Below are 13,623 nucleotides of genomic sequence, written 5' to 3'. Positions count from 1 at the left end.
GAGCCGGGGCGCACCCGGCGAGGATCGCGGGGTGACGACGAAGCCGACCACAGACGACTGGGGCATCGATGCGAGCTGGCTGGACGCGCTGGACGAGGAGCACCAGGTAGCCCAGGAGACGATCGAGCAGCTGCGCGCCGTCATCGGCGAGCCGCCGGCCGACCTGGAGGACCGGGCGCCGATCGTCGCCCGGCCCGGGGATGCGCTCGAGGTGGACGAGGCCGACGTCGTCTGCGAGGACGGCGAGGTCCGGCACATCGACGGCGAGCTGCCGGAGGACTTCCCGCTGGGCTACCACTGGCTGCAGTCCCCGGAGGGCCGCCGGCGCCGGCTGATCGTGTCGCCCGGACGCTGCTGGCTGCCCGAGGACCGCGCGTGGGGCTGGGCGGTGCAGCTGTACGCCGCCCGCGGCCGGGACAGCTGGGGCATCGGCGACCTCGGCGACCTGCGGGCCCTCCGGCAGATGGCCGACGAGCAGGGGGCGGGGTTCCTGCTGATCAACCCGCTGCACGCCGTCGCCCCGATCGCGCAGCAGGAGGCCAGCCCCTACCTGCCGGCCACCCGCCGGTTCCGCAACCCGATCTACCTGCGGGTGGACGAGGTGCCCGGGGCCGACGCGGTCGACCTCGAGGCCGATGCCGGCCGCGCGCTGTCCGAGGGGCCGCTGATCGACCGCGACGCGATCTGGGCGCGCAAGCGCGAGGTGCTCATGCGGATCTTCTTCGCCCACGGCGGCGGGGAGGCCTTCGCCCGCTGGCGGGAGGAGCGCGGGCGGACGCTGCAGGACTGGGCGACGTGGGCGGCGATCACCGAGGAGCACGGCGCCGACTGGCACGCCTGGCCCGAGGAGCTGCGGCGCCCGGACGGCCCGGCCGTCGCGGCCTACGCCGAGCGGCACGGCGCCGTCGTGGCCTTCCACGCCTGGCTGCAGTGGGCGCTGGAGCTGCAGTTCACCGCCGCCGCCGAGGGCATGACCGTCATCCAGGACCTGCCGATCGGCTTCGCCGGCGGCGGCGCGGACGCGTGGACGTGGCAGGAGGTGCTGGCCGACGGGGTCAGCGTCGGCGCGCCGCCGGACGCGTTCAACTCGGCCGGCCAGGACTGGGGCTCCCCGCCGCTGATCCCCTGGCGGCTCCGCGACGCCGACTACGAACCGTTCATCCAGTCGATCCGGGCCACCATGGCCGGTGCCGGTGGCCTGCGGATCGACCACGTCATGGGCCTGTTCCGGCTGTGGTGGGTGCCGGCCGACGGGAGCGCGGCGGACGGCGCCTACGTCCGCTATCCGGCCGAGGATCTGCTGAACATCGTCGCCCTCGAGAGCCACCGCGCCCAGGCGCTGGTGGTGGGTGAGGATCTCGGCACCGTCGAGGACGGGGTCCGCGAGGCGATGGCCGAGCACGGGGTGCTGTCCTACCGGCTGCTGTGGTTCGAGGACGACGCCCCCGCGGAATGGCCGGCCGAGGCCATGGCGGCGATCACCACCCACGACCTGCCCACCGTGGCGGGGCTGTGGACCGAGGCCGACGTCGACGAGCAGCGGGAGCACGGCACGGGCACCGAGGAGGAGCTGGAGCGCGGCCGGCAGTCGCTGCTGGCGCACCTCCCGGGTCTCTCCGACGACGCCACGGTCGAGCAGGCGGTAGAGCAGGCGCACGCACTGCTGGCGACGGCGCCGTCGTTGCTGCTGTCGGCGACGCTGGACGACGCCGTCGGGGAGCAGCGCCGGCCGAACATGCCCGGCGCCGACGACCGGCCCAACTGGTCGCTGCCGCTGCCCGTGCTCGTCGAGGACCTGCCGGGCCACCCGCTGCTGCAGACGGTCGCCCGCACCCTCGCCGAGGGCCTCGCCGGCGACTGACTCCGCCGGACGCAACCGGCGCGGCACCTCGTGGAGGTGCCGCGCCGGCGCGCGTCAGGGACCGGTCAGGTCAGGACTCGACGCCGTCCTGCGTGTGGCTCCCGGTTCCGCGGCCCTGGTCGAGCCGGTCGGTGCCCGGGCCGCCGATGAGCACGTCGTCGCCGTTGCCCCCGTTGAGCCAGTCGTCGCCGAAGCCGCCGGACAGCACGTCGTCACCGTTCTCCCCGGCGATCCGGTCGTTCCCGGCGCCGCCGCAGATGACGTCGTCGCCGTTGCGACCCCGGATCTCGTCGTCCCCGCCGAGGCCCATGATCACGTCGCGGCCGTTCGTGCCGCTGAGCACGTCCCTCCCCGCCGTGCCGCGGATGGTGGGGAGCAGGCCCTGGCAGCGCTCCTCCAGGTCGATCCCGAGCACCAGCGGGTCGTGGTCGCTGGAGCGGTACGGGTCCGCCGCGTAGAGGGCCGGGTCGCCGGTGTACTGGTAGGCGAAGGACTCGACCGCGTTGATGTTCCAGTGCGTCACGTCGGTGACCTTCGCGGTCAGCTCGGGCGTGGCCAGCGCGTGGTCCAGGGAGCCCGACATGTCGTCGTACACGTAGCTGTACGAGCCCTCGTCGAATCGCAGCCCCAGGTCGGTCCAGCCGGCGTCCTCGAGGAGCTGGATCGGGTCCTCCTGGGTGTAGGCGTTCAGGTCACCCATCAGCAGGACGTCCCGGTCGCCGGTGGCCTTCGCCAGGTCCGCCGCGAACTGCGCCAGTGACGCCGCCTGCCGGACGCGGTCGCCGTTCCACGCGCCCTGGCCGTCACCGGAGTCCACGTTGTCCCCCTCGGGCTGGCCCGGGCTCTTGGACTTGAAGTGGTTGGCGACGACGGTGAATGCGTCACCGTCCTTGACGAAGGTCTGGGCGATCGGCTCGCGGGCGTTGTCCCAGACGTCCTCGTCGACGAGGCCGGCCGGGTCGCCCACCGGCAGCACGACGTCGTGCCGGTAGATGATCCCGTTGCGGATCACGTCGCGGTCGACGGCGTAGAGCTCCGCCGGCAGCGGGACGTAGCTCCACACGTCGCGGCCGGCCGCCTCGTTCAGCCGGCGGACCAGGTCGGCCAGCGCGGTGTCGGCGTCGCCGGGCGTGAGACCGGTGGAGTCCGTGTCCTCGATCTCCATCAGGGTGACGACCTCGGCGTCGAGGGCCTCGATGGCCGGCACGATCTTGCCCGCCTGCTGCTCGAACTGCTCGGCGCTCCGCGCACCGCGGCCGACGCCCCCGAAGGTCAGGAAGTAGTTCAGCACGTTGAAGGCGCCGACCTGGACGTCCCCACCGACCTCCTCGGGAGCGGTCGGCCGCGTGTTCTGCGGCGCGAAGACACCGTCCGCGGTGCCGTCGGCCGGCTGCAGCCGCCACTGGTCGAAGCCGTAGCCGAGGACGAGCGGCTCGGTGAACGTCAGCTCGTCCCCGACCCGGACCGGCGTCCCGGGCGACAGGTAGGGGCGCGTGGTCGCGCTGACCCGCGCGCTCGTGCCGTCGTCCAGGACGATGCGGCGCAGGGCGTTCTGCGCCGCGATCGCCTCCGCCTCGGCGGTGCCGGGCCGGGCGAGCTCGGTGGGCTGCACCAGGACCCCGCCCTCGGCGAGGGTCAGCTCGCCGTAGCTGGTCAGGTCGTAGACCTCGCTCACGGTGAGGGTGTCGACCGGCGCGACCCGCATGCCCTCGAGCCGCTCACGGGCGGCGTCGTCGGCCGGCAGGTCCAGCGGCGCGGCGTCGGGCAGGTCGTCCGCCGTGCCCTCGGCGCAGACCGCGACGTCCTCGCGGGAGCTGATCTGGGTCTGGCCGAAGTACTCCTGGGCCTGACCGGTCACGGCGACCGTGTCGCCGAGGTCGACCGCGACGGGACTGAACACGAAGATGCCGTCGGAGGTGGCGGCGTCGCCGTCGCCGTCGGCGTCCTGGAGGTAGAAGCCGGAGAGCCCCTCGAGGTCGCCGACGACGGTGCCGCGGACCGTCACCTGCTGCCCGGCCAGCGGCGTCTCCGCGCCCGCGCCCTGGACCGCCCCGATCTCGTGCGTCGGCGTGGTCTCGCAGACGTCGACCGGCTCCTCGGGCTCCGGGTCGGTGGTGCCCCCGCCGTTGACGACGCCCTTCGTGGCGGTCGCCGGGCCGCTCCACACGAGGGCGTCGGCCGCCTCGTCGTACGTCCGGGACAGCGACTGCCCCTCCAGCTCGTTCCCGGCCTCGGACACCCCGATGTCCGTGCTGGTCTGCCCGGCCGCGGGGCCGCCCGCTGCCGTCATCTCCCCCTCGTAGGAGAGGAACTCGAGCACCTCGCCACCGCGGACCAGCGCGAGCCCGTCGGGCGCGCCGTTCTGGATGCCGTTCGACGGGTACTCGACCACCGCGACCGCCGGCGCGTCGGCCGGCGCGGTGACGGCGGGCAGCGCGTCGGTGTCGTCGACGGTCCCGTTGTTCCCGTTGTAGAGGACCACCGACAGCCCCGCGGAGCTCGTGCCCGCCGGGAGCTGCACCTCGACGAACTCGCCGGCGTCGGTGCCGGCGTTGTCGTAGTGGATCTCGGAGACGAACGGGTCGGTGGGCGGCGCGGCCTGCGCCAGGGCCGGGAGCCCCAGGGTGGTGAGGGAGACGGCGACGACGCCGAGGGTGCTGCAGCGCGCGAGGCGTGCGCCGCGGGGGTGAGCGAGCACGGGGGTCCTTCCGGAGGGAACGGGACCCGGCGACCGTAGCGGTGTCGGGTGACGTCCCGGCCGACGCTAGGTGACCGGGCCGTGACGGCAAGTCGGGAGACCACACGAGGCCCGCCCCGGCCGGGGACCTCGCCCCCGCGCCGCGCCGAGTCGAACGCCTGTTCGATCTCGTGGCAGACTGCCGGCATGGCCGGCGGCATGCACCCAGGACGTTCCGGTCGCCGCACGCTGGGCGAGCGCGCGCTCGGGTCCGGGGTCCGGCCGGAGGTCCGGGAGCAGGCCCCGCGCCCGGCGGCGGACCCGGCCGAGGGGCGGCACTGCTGGGTGCACGACCCCCCGGAGGCGCCCGGCACGTGGCCCGGGCTGCTGGTGGAGTGGCAGCAGCGTGCCGGCGCCTGGCACGGCCGGGTGACCTACGCCGTTGCCGGTCCGCACGGGCCCGCACTGGTCGAGGCGTGGCTGCCGGCCGCCCGACTCGAGCCGCGGTGAGCTCCGTCCCGGTTAGCGGGCGCGGGTGGGGGCTATGGCTCCTGCCGACCGCATCCCGACAGACCGGAGGACGTCACGATGACCGACCCCCATGACCGCCCCACCCTCGACGACGTCATCACGCCGGAGGAGCACCCGACCCGGGACCGCACGCAGCACGCGAAGGACCCGCACCCGGCCGACGAGGTGCTGGAGTACCGCACCGAGAAGGAGCGGCAGGCCGTCGGCTCCGACGACGCCGACCCCGCGGGCGCCGACGTCCACTCGGCCACCGACTGACCGAGCGGTCGGCCCGGCCGGCGACGCCGGCGCGGCTGCGCGCCGGCGACGTCGCCTGCTGGCTGCTCAAGAGCACCCGACCGCCGGCGTCCGTCGACGCGGCCTGGCTGCCCGGTACCACCCGCGACCTGGCGCGCTGCGTGCGCCGGAGCTACCGCCTCGACCTCGTCGCGGCCGGGCAGCCGGTGGTCCTGTGGGTGAGCGGGCGCGCCGCGGCCGGCGTCCACGCCGTCGGCCGGGTCACCGCTCCGGTCCACGAGACCGCGGACGGGCCGGTGCTGCCGGTCCGCCTGCTCCGCCTCGACACGCCGGTGGACCGCGCCGGGCTGCGGGCCGATCCGGCCTTCGCGGACGCCGAGGTGCTGCGCATGCCGGCCGGCAGCAACCCGTCGTGGCTGTCGAGCGCGCAGCTGTCCGCCGTCCTCGACCGGGTTCCCCGCGACCAGCTGGGATCATGGCTGCCGTGACTGCCCACCGCCTCCGCTGGGGCGCCCTCGCGTGGGTGCTGACCCTGCAGTTCTTCCTGGCGGAGGCGGTGGCCCAGGCCCGCTACGCCGGGCCCTACTCCCGCACGGACGACGTGATCAGCGCCCTGGGCGCCGCCGACTCCGCCGGCCGGCAGCTGATGAACGCCTCGTTCGTCGTGCAGGCCGCCCTCATCCTGGGCGGGGCCCTGCTGCTGCTCCCCGCGCTGCGGGGCGGGGCCGCCCGTGCGGTGGCCGTGCTGCTCGGCGTCTCCGCCGCCGGTGTGCTGCTCGTGGGCGTCTTCCCCACCGACGGCAACGGCACGCTGCACGCGCTCGGGGCGGTCCTGCACCTGGTCGGCGGCGCCCTCGGGCTGATCGCGCTGGCCTACGCCGTGCGCCCCCTGTCGGAGGCACTCGGCACGACCGTGGTGCTGCTGGGCATCCTGGCCACCGCCGCGACCGCCTTCTTCCTGACCGGTGTCACCCGGTACCTCGGGGAAGGGGGCGTCGAGCGCGCCGCGGCGTATCCGCTGCCGATCGCCCTGGCGCTCACCGGACTGTGGCTGTGGTGGCTCGGCCGGCGCGGCGACGTCGCGCCCGCGGAGTCGTCCCTGGACGCGGCACGGGCGCAGGAGCAGGCGCGGCGGGCGGAGCAGGCGCGGGCACGCGACGAGGCCCTGGAGGCCGCCGCCGGCCGCGACCGGCGGACCGGCGCGACGCGCGGCGCCGACGGGGAGACGTCCGGCGACGGAGACGACGCTGACCCGGAGGACCCGTGGGCGCCTCCCCGCCGGCGCGGCTGAGCGGGGGTTCAGCCGGCCGGCTCGAACCAGACGAACCGCCACGGCTGCGTGTTGTGGATCGACGGCGCCCGCGTGGCAGCCGCCACCACCTGCGCCCGGCCCTGCTCCTCCACCACGAACCCTCCCGACCGGTCTCCACGGAGGACCACCGGCGGTGGCCCCGGTGCGTGCCTACCCCATGGCCGCAGTCGTCCGCACACCCGGTCGTCGATCGGTCCGCCTACCGCTGACCGGCCGCTCCGGCCGGTGCCGGCGGAGCGCCGGCCGCGGGGGCCAGCGCGGGCCGGGTCCGCCGCCGGGACACCGCCACGCCGGCCAGGCACACCGCACCGCCGGCCACCGCCAGCAGCGGGGGCGCCTCCCCCAGCAGCAGCCAGCTGAGCAGGACGACCAGCGGGGGCACCAGGTACGTGGTGACGCCGAGGCGACCGGCGTCCATCCGCGACAGCGCGTAGGCCCAGGTGCTGAAGGCCAGCGCCGTCGGGACGACACCGAGGTACACCAGCCCGGCGACCGAGCCCGCGGGCGCGCGGCCGACATCGGTCACCAGGGCGCCGGCCCAGGGCAGGCAGGCGACCGCGCCGATCGCGCACGCCGTGAACGTGACCTGCAGCCCGGGCAGCCGCCGCAGCAGCGGCTTCTGGGCCACCACGCCCACCGCGTAGGTGACCGCCGCGACCACGCACAGCGCGACGCCGACCAGATCGGCGTCCGCGCCGCGGGTCCCGACGCCGATCAGCACCACGCCACCGAAGGCGACGGTGATGCCGACGACCAGCCAGCGCGGGAAGCCCTCCCCGAGCCAGAAGCCGGCGAGCACGGCGATGAGGATCGGCCCGATGTTGACCAGCATCGCCGTCGTGCCGGCGTCCAGGTGCCGCTCGGCGGCGTTCAGCGCCAGGTTGTAGACGGCGAACCAGCCGATCCCGCAGACGGCCAGCAAACGCCACTCACCGGGCGTGGGGCGCACCCAGCCGCGGCGGGCGACGAGCAGGCCCAGCACCAGCCCGCCGATCAGCAGCCGGCCGAGGGCCAGCGCGCCGGGCGACAGGTCCTGGCCGACCGCGCGGATGCCCACGAAGGCCGATGCCCAGGCGAGCACGGTGACGACGACGGCGAGCAGCGTGCGCCCGTCCGGAGCAGCGGGAGTGGTCACGTCCGCAGAACCTAGGGCCGGCTGCCGACCCGGTCCGGCGGTTTCCGGCCGCGGCACGCGACTGGCACCCGGCCGCCGGGAACTGGCAGGAACGCTGCGGTCCTCAGCCCCGCAGGTGCTCGGCCCACGTGCGCCGGCCACGAGCACCGCGGGTGGGCAGCGCCGCGCCGTCGCGCAGCGCCGTGCCGAGCCGGCCCGGAACGGGGGTCGCGATGACCCGCGCCCCCGGAGCGCGCACCTCTGCCCAGGTCCGCGCGAGGTCGGCCACCGAGTGCTCCTCGGGTCCGCCGAGCTCCACCACGCCGCCGGACGGCGGGGCGCTCACGCGCTCCACCAGGTGCGCCGCGGCGTCGGTGACGTCCACCGGCTGCACCCGCCAGCCCATGGGCACCGGCAGCAGCGGCCCGCGGCGCGCCGTGCCCAGCAGTTCGTCGACGAAGCCGTGGAACTGGGTGATGCGGACCAGCGTGACCGGCAGGCCCGAGGCCAGCAGCACCTGCTCGGCGGCGTACTTGGCCCGGTAGTAGCTCAGGGGAACCCGGTCCACCCCGACGATGGAGACGTACACGAGGTGCGGCGGCCGGGACCGGTCGACCGCCTCGACCAGCCGTCGGGTGCCGGCGACGTCGACCTCCCAGGGGTCGCCCCGGGGGGCGCTCGCCGCGTGCACCACCACCTCCGCCCGCGCCACCGCGTGCGCCAGGTCCCGCCCGGTGGCGAGGTCACCCCGCACCCCTCCCGGGCCGGCGCCCCGGCGCGACATCTGCCGCACCTGGTGCCCGGCGTCCCGCAGCTGCGGCACCAGGTGCCGCCCCAGGCGGCCCGTGCCGCCGGTGACCAGTACGTCCACGGGTGCAGTCTCCCCGGAGGCGCCACGTCTGCGCACGGAGCGGCCGGCATCTCAGATACGAGATATCGTGTCCCGGTGACGCTCACCGACCTGCCTGCCGACGAAGCCATGCGGCGCATCGGGGCGCTCGTCCGCGATGCCCGCCGCCACCGGGGCCTCACCCAGCAACAGCTGGCCGAACGGCTCGGCACCAGCCAGAGCGCGGTCGCCCGCATCGAGCAGGGCAGCCAGAACCTCACGCTGGAGTTCCTGGGCCGCCTCTCCGCCGCGCTCGACAGCGAGCTCATCCGGCTGGGTCCCGCCGGGCCGGCACACCTGCGGGTGACCGGTGGGCGCCCCCTCCGCGGCCGGGTGGCGGTGAAATCCTCCAAGAACGCCGCCGTCGCCCTGCTCTGCGCGGCGCTGCTGAACCGGGGCCGCACGACCCTGCGCAACGTGTCCCGCATCGTGGAGGTCGAGCGCATCCTCGACGTGCTGCGGTCCATCGGCGTCTCCGCGACCTGGGACGAGCACGGGCACGACCTCACCCTCGTCGTCCCCGACGAGCTCGACCTCGACGGCATCGACGCCGACGCGGCCCGGCGGACCCGCAGCATCATCATGTTCCTGGGCCCGCTGCTGCACCGGGCCGGCGCGTTCCGGCTGCCCTACGCCGGCGGCTGCGACCTGGGGACGCGGACCGTGCAGCCGCACATGATCGCCCTCCGGCCGTTCGGGCTGGCCGTCGAGGCGCACGCCGGTGAGTACCAGGCCACGGTGGAGGGACCGGCCGCCGCGGATCGGACGATCGTGCTCACCGAGCGCGGGGACACCGTCACCGAGAACGCGCTCTTGGCCGCGGCCCGCACCGACGGCACCACCACCATCCGCAACGCGAGCTCCAACTACATGGTCCAGGACCTGTGCCTCTACCTGCAGCTGCTCGGCGTCGAGGTGACGGGCCTGGGGACGACGACGCTGGTGGTGCGCGGACGCCCCGTGCTCGACGCCGACGTCGACTACACGATCAGCGAGGACCCGGTGGAGGCGATGAGCCTGCTGACCGCCGGGATCGTCACGGGCTCGGAGCTGACCGTCACCCGGGCCCCGGTGGACTTCCTCGAGGTGGAGCTCGCGGTGCTCGCCGAGATGGGGCTGCGCTACGAGCTCTCCGCCGAGTACCTCGCCGACAACGGGCACACCCGGCTGGCCGACATCACCATCCACCCGTCGGAGCTGCGGGCGCCGCTGGACAAGGTGCACCCGATGCCGTTCCCGGGGCTCAACATCGACAACCTGCCGTTCTTCGCGGTGATCGCCGCCCAGGCGCAGGGGTCGACGCTGATCCACGACTGGGTCTACGACAACCGGGCGATCCACCTCTCCGACCTCACCCGGCTCGGCGCCGACGTCCGCCTGCTGGACCCGCATCGGGTGCTGGTCACCGGCCCGACCCGCTGGCGGGCCGCGGAGGTCGTCTGCCCGCCCGCGCTGCGCCCGGCGGTCTGCATACTGCTGGCGATGCTGGCGGCCAAGGGCACGTCGGTGCTGCGCAACGTCGACATCATCGCCCGCGGGTACGAGCAGCTCTACGAGCGGCTGGTCGAGATGGGCGCCGACATCGAGGTCTTCCGCGACTAACGGCCCCGTCCAGGGCACCGCCGCGAGCCTGCGAGCGGTGGGGAGGACGGGGTCCTTTCTCACCTCTCCTGGTCGGTGGGGCGGACGAGCACCTCGTTGACCGCGACGTGCGGCGGCTGGGTCACCAGGTAGAGGACGGCGCGGGCGATGTCCTCGGCGTGCAGCGCCCGCATGCTCGAGTACATCTGCACCGAGGCGGCCTTCGCCGCGGGCTGGGTGATGTGGTCGGTGAGCTCGGTGCTGACCGCGCCGGGCTCGACCAGGCCGATCCGCACCCCGCGGCCGGTGACCTCCTGGCGCAGCGACTCGCTGAAGGCGTTCACCGCCCACTTGCTGGCGTTGTACACCCCGGCGCCCTTGCGGGCCTGCCGCCCGGCGACGCTGGAGATGTTCACGATGTCGCCCGACCCCTGCTCGAGCATCCCGTCGAGGGCCGCGTGGGTCATGTAGAGCACGCCCATGACGTTGGTGTCGATCATCCGGCGCCAGTCCTCGGTGTCCGCCCCGGCGATGGTGCCCAGGAGCATGACGCCGGCGTTGTTCACCAGGACGTCGAGGCCGCCCAGTTCCGACCGGGTGCGCGCGACGGCATCGGCGCACGCCCGCTCGTCGGTGACGTCCAGGGCCAGCGGCAGCACCGCCGTCCCGCCGTCGCGCAGCCGACCGGCGAGCGCCTCGACCCGGTCGCTCCGCCGCGCTCCGAGGGCGACGGCAGCCCCGGCCCCGGCCAGGGCGACCGCCGTGGCCTCGCCGATCCCCGAGGACGCCCCCGTCACGAGGGCCACCGTGCCGGCGAGGGGGCGATCGACCTGGGTCATGCGGACATCCTTCCCACGCAGCACCCGGCGGCGCACGTCGGCCGCGCAGGGCGGTCCTCAGAGGAGGGCGTCGAACCCGTCGTCGAGCGGGCCGAGGCCGCCGTCCAGCGGCGGGCGCGCCGGCTGGTCCAGGCCGCGCATGCGGGCGGCGTGCAGCGCCAGCAGGAGGTTCAGCCGCAGCGTCGGGTCGGTGGTGAACGGCCCGAGCATCCGTTCCAGCTTCCCGATCCGGTAGCGCATCGTGTTGTAGTGGAAGTGCAGCCGCCGGGCGGACTCCGCGACGTTCAGGTTCGTCTCCAGCAGCACCCGCAGGGTCTCCCGGAGGTCGGCGGCATCGGCGTCGACGGCGTCGGCCAGCGGGCCGAGCACCTCGTCGACGTAGGAACGCAGCTCGGTGCTGTCGGGGATCAGCGACAGCAGCCGGAACACCCCGAGCTGGTCGAAGTGGACGACCGACGACGCGCCGTGGATCTCCTGCCCGACACCGAGCGCGCGCTGCGCCTGCCGGTGCACCTCGGCCAGCTCCGAGAGCGATCCGGCCGGCCGGCCGATGCCGGTGCCCAGCAACCGGCCCACCCGGCGCAGCCGCCCGTTGACCCGAGAGGTCACGGCGGAGACCAGGGCCGACAGCTCCTCCGGCGTGCGCCCGTCCAGGGGCAGCAGCGTCACGATCTCCGTGGCCAGCCCCGCGACGGCCGCGCCGGCCACCTCCGACTCCAACGCGGCGCGCCAGCCGTCGGCCAGCCGGTCCAGGACGTCGAGGGCGCGGGTGGGGTCGGCCGCCGCGTCGGCCACGGTCTCGGTGGCGGTCACCAGCACCGCGACCGGGCCGTCCAGCCGCCAGCCGAACGAGCGGGTGTAGGCCAGCGTCCGCTCGGTGTGGCCCACCGCGCCCCCCACCAGCCGGCGGACCAGGTCCCCCTGGAAACGCAGCTCCACCGAGTGGACCGCCTGCAGCCGGATCACCGACAGCGCGGCGATGACCGCGGCCCGCTCCAGCACGCCGCCGGCGCCCAGCATCATCGCGCCGGTCCGGTGGACGGCGACGAGCCAGCCGTGCCGCTGGTCGCCCGCCATGATCGGCGCCACCGCGTACTCGCCGATCCCGCCGGGCAGCTCGTGGTGCCCGGGCACGAGCAGGATGCCGTCGGCGGGTGAGAGGTCCGCGTTCAGGTCGGCCGGCGTGACCACCGTCTGGTCCGCGCGGACCCCGGAGAGCCGCAGCGACGGCGCCATGGCGGCCAGCTCGTCGTCGGCGGCCGCGTCGAGGAGCCACAGCCAGTCGCTGATCTCGGCGACGTCGTCGGCGGGGCCGGCGCTGGTGACGACCTCCCGGTCCGGGCCGAGGCCCAGCACCGCGGCGCCCTCGAGCATCACGGCGAGGCGCAGGGTCACCTCGGCCAGGCCGCCACCGGTGAGCGCCACCTCGGTGAACTCGTCGTCCATGCGGGAGGACAGGGCGAGGGCCTGCCCCTGCTTGGCGACGACGGCGCCCAGCACGCCGGAGACGACCTCGTCGAGCCGTGCCGTCGGCGGGAGCGCGAGCACCGGGAGACCGCGGCGCTCCGACTCGGCCAGGACCTCGGCGGGCAGCGGCGGTGGCCCGTCGACGCGCCGGTAGGCCAGCGCCGCGGTGCCGGCGGCCTCGAGCCGCTCGACCAGCGCCCGGCAGCTGGCCGGGTCGGCGGGAGGGAGGCGGGCGCCGAGGACGACGAGCACGTCGGGGCCCGCGGCGGCCAGCGGCTCCGCAGGGTCGTCGACGACCATGTGGCGGATGACCCGGCCGAGCCCGGCCGAGCCGCTGGTCACGGTGCTCCCCGCGAGGACGGGGAGGTCCAGCGCCTCCTCCACGGTCAGGCCCATCCGCTGCTGCCAGCTCGCGCGCTCGCCGCGCCGCTCGGCCCGGGGCGACTCGTCGACCGACCAGTTGCGACGGAACGGGGTGGTTCCACTACCGCGAGTAGACGCCAGGAGTGACGAATCACTCTGTGTCACAAGGCATCCCCTTCCAGTCGTCGTCCAGGGTGCCACACGGCAGCGGCCTGTCAGGTGTCCCCGGACGCCGCCATCCATTCTTGGCGACATCCGCCATAAGAGGGCGTGCGACGCGCCGCTTAGGTTCGACCTCGTTCCACCTGCTCGCTGGATCGTAGGCGCTCCGTGCAGGGGCGTGTGCACCCTCCTCGCGGCCGGTGGACCGAGGGGCGGAGCGCCGATCCACCGGCCTCCGTCGTCCCGAGGGGTGGAGGGCGGCCCATGCGCGCGATCGACGACACCGAGGTCCGGAGCGGCTCGAGCGGACACCTCGCCGGGCGGGGTCGCGCCGGCGTCCCGACGATCCCCCTGCCCCGGGAGTCGGCGCGAGCCGCCCGCACCCTGCCGACGGCGCCGTGGGGGGGGGGGGGGGGGGGGGGGGGGGGGGGGGGGGGGGGGGGGGGGGGGGGGCGGGGGGGGCGGGGGGGGGGGGGGGGGGGGGGGGGGGGGGGGGGGGGGGGGGGGGGGGGGGGGGGGGGGGGGGGGGGGGGGGGGGGGGGGGGGGGGGGGGGGGGGGGGGGGGGGGGGCGGGGGGGGGGGGGGGGGGG

General features: G+C 75.4%; 12 protein-coding genes. 6 read left to right on the top strand and 6 right to left on the bottom strand.

Annotated elements, in window-relative coordinates; all coding sequences use genetic code 11:
• Positions 1-31 precede the first annotated feature (31 nt).
• Entirely contained in the window at positions 32-1,861 is a 1,830-nt protein-coding gene (gene malQ, locus ACI8AG_RS16660) for a 4-alpha-glucanotransferase (RefSeq protein WP_456597898.1), read from the top strand.
• A 70-nt stretch (positions 1,862-1,931) separates the two neighbouring features.
• Here the strand turns inward: malQ and ACI8AG_RS16655 are convergent, their stop codons facing one another.
• Positions 1,932-4,559 carry an ExeM/NucH family extracellular endonuclease gene (locus tag ACI8AG_RS16655; RefSeq protein WP_456597897.1) on the bottom strand — a complete coding sequence of 876 codons (2,628 nt, stop codon included), beginning with the start codon at positions 4,557-4,559 and terminating at the stop codon, positions 1,932-1,934.
• 186 nt (positions 4,560-4,745) lie between these two features.
• Here ACI8AG_RS16655 and ACI8AG_RS16650 point away from each other — a divergent pair, with 186 nt between their 5' ends.
• The 4 genes from ACI8AG_RS16650 to ACI8AG_RS16635 all read left to right on the top strand — a co-directional run bounded on the left by ACI8AG_RS16650 (position 4,746) and on the right by ACI8AG_RS16635 (position 6,597).
• Positions 4,746-5,048 carry a hypothetical protein gene (locus ACI8AG_RS16650; RefSeq protein ID WP_456597896.1) on the top strand — a complete coding sequence of 101 codons (303 nt, stop codon included), beginning with the start codon at positions 4,746-4,748 and terminating at the stop codon, positions 5,046-5,048.
• Positions 5,049-5,126: 78 nt separating this feature from the next.
• The gene (locus tag ACI8AG_RS16645) at positions 5,127-5,327 is read left to right on the top strand and encodes a hypothetical protein (RefSeq protein ID WP_456588704.1); all 201 of its coding nucleotides are present in this window, start codon (positions 5,127-5,129) and stop codon (positions 5,325-5,327) included.
• 140 nt (positions 5,328-5,467) lie between these two features.
• A complete protein-coding gene (locus ACI8AG_RS16640; protein WP_456588703.1) occupies positions 5,468-5,794 on the top strand; it encodes a hypothetical protein in 327 nt (108 codons plus the stop codon).
• Positions 5,782-6,597 (top strand): DUF998 domain-containing protein, encoded by an 816-nt coding sequence (locus ACI8AG_RS16635; RefSeq protein WP_456597895.1) that lies wholly within the window; start codon positions 5,782-5,784, stop codon positions 6,595-6,597. Before ACI8AG_RS16640 ends, ACI8AG_RS16635 begins: the two co-directional genes overlap by 13 nt.
• An 8-nt stretch (positions 6,598-6,605) precedes the next feature.
• Here ACI8AG_RS16635 and ACI8AG_RS16630 read toward each other — a convergent pair whose 3' ends face one another.
• The 3 genes from ACI8AG_RS16630 to ACI8AG_RS16620 form a co-directional block, all read right to left on the bottom strand.
• Positions 6,606-6,713 (bottom strand): nitroreductase family protein, encoded by a 108-nt coding sequence (locus tag ACI8AG_RS16630; protein WP_456597894.1) that lies wholly within the window; start codon positions 6,711-6,713, stop codon positions 6,606-6,608.
• Between the two features lie 104 nt (positions 6,714-6,817).
• Complete coding sequence (locus tag ACI8AG_RS16625) at positions 6,818-7,753, bottom strand: DMT family transporter (protein ID WP_456597893.1); 936 nt, start codon at positions 7,751-7,753, stop codon at positions 6,818-6,820.
• Positions 7,754-7,856: 103 nt separating this feature from the next.
• Positions 7,857-8,603 (bottom strand): SDR family oxidoreductase, encoded by a 747-nt coding sequence (locus ACI8AG_RS16620; protein ID WP_456588699.1) that lies wholly within the window; start codon positions 8,601-8,603, stop codon positions 7,857-7,859.
• A gap of 75 nt (positions 8,604-8,678) precedes the next feature.
• Here ACI8AG_RS16620 and ACI8AG_RS16615 point away from each other — a divergent pair, with 75 nt between their 5' ends.
• Positions 8,679-10,223, top strand: coding sequence for a helix-turn-helix domain-containing protein (locus ACI8AG_RS16615; protein WP_456597892.1), 1,545 nt, complete (start codon positions 8,679-8,681; stop codon positions 10,221-10,223).
• A gap of 59 nt (positions 10,224-10,282) precedes the next feature.
• Here ACI8AG_RS16615 and ACI8AG_RS16610 read toward each other — a convergent pair whose 3' ends face one another.
• The gene (locus ACI8AG_RS16610; RefSeq protein ID WP_456597891.1) at positions 10,283-11,041 is read right to left on the bottom strand and encodes an SDR family NAD(P)-dependent oxidoreductase; all 759 of its coding nucleotides are present in this window, start codon (positions 11,039-11,041) and stop codon (positions 10,283-10,285) included.
• Between the two features lie 57 nt (positions 11,042-11,098).
• A complete protein-coding gene (locus ACI8AG_RS16605) occupies positions 11,099-12,904 on the bottom strand; it encodes a PucR family transcriptional regulator (protein ID WP_456597890.1) in 1,806 nt (601 codons plus the stop codon).
• Positions 12,905-13,623: the final 719 nt, after the last annotated feature.

Source organism: Blastococcus sp. SYSU DS0552 (assembly GCF_054050815.1).
The sequence above is the reverse complement of the archived record's forward strand: the minus strand, read 5'-3'. Positions and strand labels throughout refer to the sequence as shown.